This window comes from Microcystis sp. M49636_WE2 (genome assembly GCF_030065375.1).
Taxonomy (GTDB): domain Bacteria; phylum Cyanobacteriota; class Cyanobacteriia; order Cyanobacteriales; family Microcystaceae; genus Microcystis; species Microcystis aeruginosa_C.
Window position 1 is genome coordinate 1 of the sequence record NZ_JASJFG010000906.1, and the last position, 4,461, is coordinate 4,461.

The following is a 4,461-nucleotide window of genomic DNA, read 5'->3' on the forward strand; positions in this document are numbered from 1 at the left end:
TAAAAGCTAGTAGCCAGTTGGATATATTTGTTATGGCATTAATATCCCGTGTTGTTCACAGTGATCCCGACATTCTAGGGGGAACCCCTGTTTTTGTAGGAACTCGTGTGCCGATGAGAACCCTACTTGATTATCTTGAGGCTGGTGATTCATTAGAGGTATTTCTAGACCATTTTCCCAGTGTCAGTCGAGAACAGGCGATCTCAGCCCTTGAATTAGCAAAGGAAATGTTGACAGCCTATGCGAATCCTGCTTGATGAATGCGCCCCACGCCCGTTAAAGCGTGAGCTTGCCGATTACGAGGTATGCACAGTTGTTGAGATGGGATGGTCAGGGAAAAAGAACGGTGAGTTGCTGAGGCTGATGATTCAGGAGGGTTTCACGATTCTCCTCACTACAGATCAAAATTTGCGTTATCAGCAAAATTTACAGCAAACTGGAGTGGCAGTTATTGTTCTTGTAGCAACCAGCAACAAACTTTCTGACTTACTTCCCCTAATGCCAGATGCCTGTAGCGTATTAGATAAAGTCTCTCCAGGAGAAGTGATTGAAGTTGCAGGCTCCTGAAAGTTGTGTTGGCGAAAGCAGCATAACTCCGCATCCCTGACGATATCTCGATCCCAAATCACGGGAATCTGCTGTTTAGCGATTAATTCCGCTTCTTCCCGACAAATAGCCCGAATTCCCACGGGTAAGGTCGGTAAACCCATTTCTAACACCCGACGCATCACACAGGCGTGGTTATGGTGCGATCCTTCGTACTCAAAACGCATATCGCCATGGGCATCAATTTGAACCACCGTAAAAGGTTCCGATAAAGCTTGTCGATAAGCTTGTACTACTCCCGTAGTGATAGCGTGTTCACCCCCGACGGCGACGACAAATTTATCATCGGCAATTAGACGGGAAACTGTAGCTGTGGTGACGGCTAACATCTCCTCGGCGGACAATTGCGGTTGCTGACGGGTATCGGCGATCGCATCATGGGTATAGATGCCCACTTCTAAACAGGTTTCCCTCTTAAGTTCCTCGTCATAGGCTTCCAATTGTTGGGAAGCAGTAATCACCGCCGCCGGCCCGGTTTCACAACCCTTGCGATAGGTGGTGGTGGCCTCGTAGGGAATCGGCAGGATCACGGCCTTAGCTGTGGCGTAAGATGCGATCGCTTCACTACCTAAAAATTGTTCGCTACCGGTGGCGCAAGACAATAACATGGGCAAATCACAGAAAATTTTAGTCCAATCTTCTATTATAAATATTTTGACTATTTTTGTCTATCTCAACTGACCCCAGACATATCTACTGCAATAGCAAAAAACCCTTATCCATCAATGGATACATCCCTCGATTTCTCGCTCAAGATTGGTTTGCTGCGGGCGATAATCTGGAAATATAGCCATCAGTTAGGCTGAACCACACTGCTGTAACAAAAAACAACTATCCCCCGATAGCGATCGCTAAAGGTCGAATAATTGTCAGTTTTTGTCAAGGGGTGCGGTCAGATATAGGAATCATCGTTAGAATGAGCCTAATTGTCAGGAATTTAGTTACACAAGGTTTTTGGCAAGATGCTAATCTGACTAACAGGCTTTTGGGTGTGATATAGGGAAAAGTTCTGGCAATTGCACCTAAATGGGGTGATATACGGAAAGTTGACCCATATCGTTACCCCAGAGAGTTTTATACAGAAAGTTGACCTATAATATGTAGTTAGACCACAAAGCCAAAGCAATTGGTTTTTCAATGCAGAGTTTTGTCGTAGGGGGATCGAGTTTACATCCGCCAATAGTATAATTTGATTGATAAGAAGCCAAACATTTTTTACACTACTTGTCCGCCTTTTCACATCTTATGAAAATTGACCTAGGAAATTTTGATCTCACTCAGCTTCCATCCGCAGAGGATGATAACTTTGAATTCAAATCAAGTCGCACTCCTCCAGAAGACCTCAAGAAGAAACTAAGCTGTGCGGTATCTGCCTTTGCAAATTCTGGAGGTGGGTGTTTTATTGCTGGTGTGGACTCTCATGGTAATGCTGATAATGGCCTACATCTAAAAGTTGGAAGACAAGATTTACGCGACTGGGCTGATCAGATTGTTAATCAAGTAGAACCAGTTCCTAAATATGAGATTAAAATAATATCTGATTCAGTAGGACGAGGAGTCATTCAGTCCGATTCGGCTGTTTTGCTTGTTGCCGTTTATGAGAGCCACGCTGGGCCACACATGGCTTATGATAATTGCTATTACATTCGAGCAGGTGCTCATACAGTCAAAGCCAAGCATTTTATTGTTGATGCAATCTGGGCTAAAAGACATTTCTCCAAACCACGTTTAACACACTTATTTAGACTTAAACCAGAAAAAGAGCAGGCTATTCAACTTGGAATTCTTTCACTTACAGATGCCCCCGCAATTGAAGTCAAGGTTAATATTTCGCCCTTGCCCAAAATGATGAGTAATTTAGGAAATTTATTTCCCCTCCAAATATCTGTTATTGATCAAGATAATCCATTCTTTTTTGACGTGGCGACTCACTCTCAAGCAGATAAGCTTTTTGGAGAAAATGTACTACTTGAAGTAGAGTATAAGGATCTTTCTGTCCACTCTTATAATTACAATACTAGATTAGGAATTTCTGGTTCAGTACCACCTGTTACACTTACAACAAATGACGCTTCAGCAAAAATAGTAACAGCACTTGAATCAATTAACAAAGCTCTTTTGAAACTCGCAGTTCCGCACAAAAATATTGCTAAACCGAGCTTTCTACTGCCACAGCCCTCGGAAAGTGTATTTCTAAATATTGAGAGTCTAATTCCCGAACTTCTAGCAGATATGAGAAGTGATCTACAAAACTGTCCATTTGCTCGTGAGTTTATCATTATGAATAAGGGTGTAATGTATTGTGAAGATACCAATAACTTCACTCTCAAATATTACTTTGAGGATCATGCTTACCTTAGAAATAAGCTGAGAATTTTGGAGAATCAGGCGTTAGTTTATGAAATCACCTATAATGATGCTCCTCGTTTCGTAATTTCTGAAGAACTAGCTGCTTATCTAAGAAAACCTCAGACAGATTAGATGATATATAGCGTTTTTCAGTCTGCTGAGGTACAAAAGTTATGGGTTTTAGGCAAAAGGCAAGAGGCAAAAGGTAAGAAAAACAGGTGTACCTCACTAGCGTAGGAAACGCTATAGTTTAGGTGGGCGATCGTGGTTTATTTAATTGGTGGAGATGCGATCAAATTATTCCGTTATGCAACTGTAGTGCGATCGCCGATCTTGTCTGGTACGTTCCCCAATGTAACTTCTACCGCTCCAGCGATCGATCGAAAAAGAACCCACTAACATCGGTTAAATTGCCTTTTTTTATAACTCATTCCCCCTTAGTTTTAGACCAGTTGAGGGGGATTTGCTATAATAAACGAAGGGTAAGCATCAATCATCCTGATTATATTTCTGATGAGTCCAACTGTTTTCCGAGAAGATGGCTATCGCTTCTTTTTCTTTTCCCGCGAAGAAACAAGAATGCACGTTCATGTTCATTGTGCAGAAGGAGAAGCTAAATTTTGGCTGGAACCACAAATTGAATTAGCTCGTAATCATAACCTATCTCGAAAACAACTTCAAGCGATAGAAACTATTATTGAGGAACGACAAAATGAACTTAGAAATGCTTGGACAAAACACTTCTCAAGCTGAAGTAACTCATATTTCTTCTCATGGAATATGGATTCTGGCAAACAATGAAGAAATGTTTCTTTCTTATCAAGATTTTCCTTGGTTTCAAGATGTCACTATTAGACAAATTTTAAATATACAAGAGCCTTTTCCTAATCATTTTTATTGGCCAGATTTAGATGTAGATTTAAGCAAAGAAATTATTAAAAATCCTGAGAGATTTCCTTTAAAAGTTAAAGCCTAGTTTTTATCCTTAATTAAGTGCGATGCCGAAGGCACTGCGTAGCAGCACGCCGATCTGGTAGGGTGCGTTCCCTAAGGCAACTTCTACCGCTCCAGCGATCGATTTTTGGGGAACGCACCATGCCTATTGATTGAAGCTGTAAGAACGATTTCTGCAAAGGCTGTGAAATTGAAGGCTCTTGTGCAGGTCAGTGTCAAGTCACTTTGGAGTCTTCCAGAAATGACAGTCAATTAGTTGGAAAAATGTGCGAGTTAATAATTGCAACTACACAGAATTTGGTTCACGAATATCTAGAAAGCAGCTGAAATTCTGTGTTTATGACTAAGAACTAGCTGCCCAAAGCAAAGATACTTCATATTGATTAAATGTTGAATCCGCACTCACAAGTATCATATCTTCTACCTGAGCTTGTGCAATCAGCATTCGGTCAAAAGGATCACGATGATGTAAAGGCAATGCAGCCGCCCGCAAAGCATGAGAAGCATTGATCTCTAACGATCTAGCTCCTAGTTGGGTCATTCGAGTAGAGA

7 protein-coding genes and 1 pseudogene are annotated in these 4,461 nt (G+C 41.4%); 6 read left to right on the forward strand and 2 right to left on the reverse strand.

Features of this window, described 5'->3' with window-relative positions; translation table 11 throughout:
* Positions 1 to 257, forward strand: a 257-nt coding sequence (locus PX484_RS20765; RefSeq protein WP_288105336.1) for a DUF433 domain-containing protein, incomplete at its 5' end; no start/stop codon positions are given.
* Positions 241 to 567 (forward strand): DUF5615 family PIN-like protein, encoded by a 327-nt coding sequence (locus PX484_RS20770; RefSeq protein ID WP_288105337.1) that lies wholly within the window; start codon positions 241 to 243, stop codon positions 565 to 567. The genes PX484_RS20765 and PX484_RS20770, both read left to right, overlap by 17 nt.
* A 32-nt stretch (positions 568 to 599) precedes the next feature.
* Here PX484_RS20770 and speB read toward each other — a convergent pair.
* Positions 600 to 1,214: pseudogene (gene speB, locus PX484_RS20775) on the reverse strand (agmatinase); the annotation flags it as partial.
* A 637-nt stretch (positions 1,215 to 1,851) separates the two neighbouring features.
* Here speB and PX484_RS20780 point away from each other — a divergent pair.
* The 4 genes from PX484_RS20780 (at position 1,852) to PX484_RS20795 (ending at position 3,931) form a co-directional block, all read left to right on the forward strand.
* Positions 1,852 to 3,087 carry an AlbA family DNA-binding domain-containing protein gene (locus PX484_RS20780; RefSeq protein WP_287766093.1) on the forward strand — a complete coding sequence of 412 codons (1,236 nt, stop codon included), beginning with the start codon at positions 1,852 to 1,854 and terminating at the stop codon, positions 3,085 to 3,087.
* A 132-nt stretch (positions 3,088 to 3,219) separates the two neighbouring features.
* Positions 3,220 to 3,354 (forward strand): hypothetical protein, encoded by a 135-nt coding sequence (locus tag PX484_RS20785; RefSeq protein WP_277925612.1) that lies wholly within the window; start codon positions 3,220 to 3,222, stop codon positions 3,352 to 3,354.
* A gap of 114 nt (positions 3,355 to 3,468) precedes the next feature.
* Positions 3,469 to 3,708 carry a DUF4160 domain-containing protein gene (locus PX484_RS20790; RefSeq protein ID WP_190721029.1) on the forward strand — a complete coding sequence of 80 codons (240 nt, stop codon included), beginning with the start codon at positions 3,469 to 3,471 and terminating at the stop codon, positions 3,706 to 3,708.
* Complete coding sequence (locus PX484_RS20795; protein ID WP_190722174.1) at positions 3,668 to 3,931, forward strand: DUF2442 domain-containing protein; 264 nt, start codon at positions 3,668 to 3,670, stop codon at positions 3,929 to 3,931. The genes PX484_RS20790 and PX484_RS20795 overlap by 41 nt, the downstream gene beginning before the upstream one ends.
* Positions 3,932 to 4,252: 321 nt before the next feature.
* On the opposite strand, the gene PX484_RS20800 is transcribed toward PX484_RS20795, so the two are convergent.
* A partial coding sequence (locus tag PX484_RS20800; RefSeq protein WP_288105340.1) for a type II toxin-antitoxin system VapC family toxin occupies positions 4,253 to 4,461 on the reverse strand: 209 nt, incomplete at its 5' end.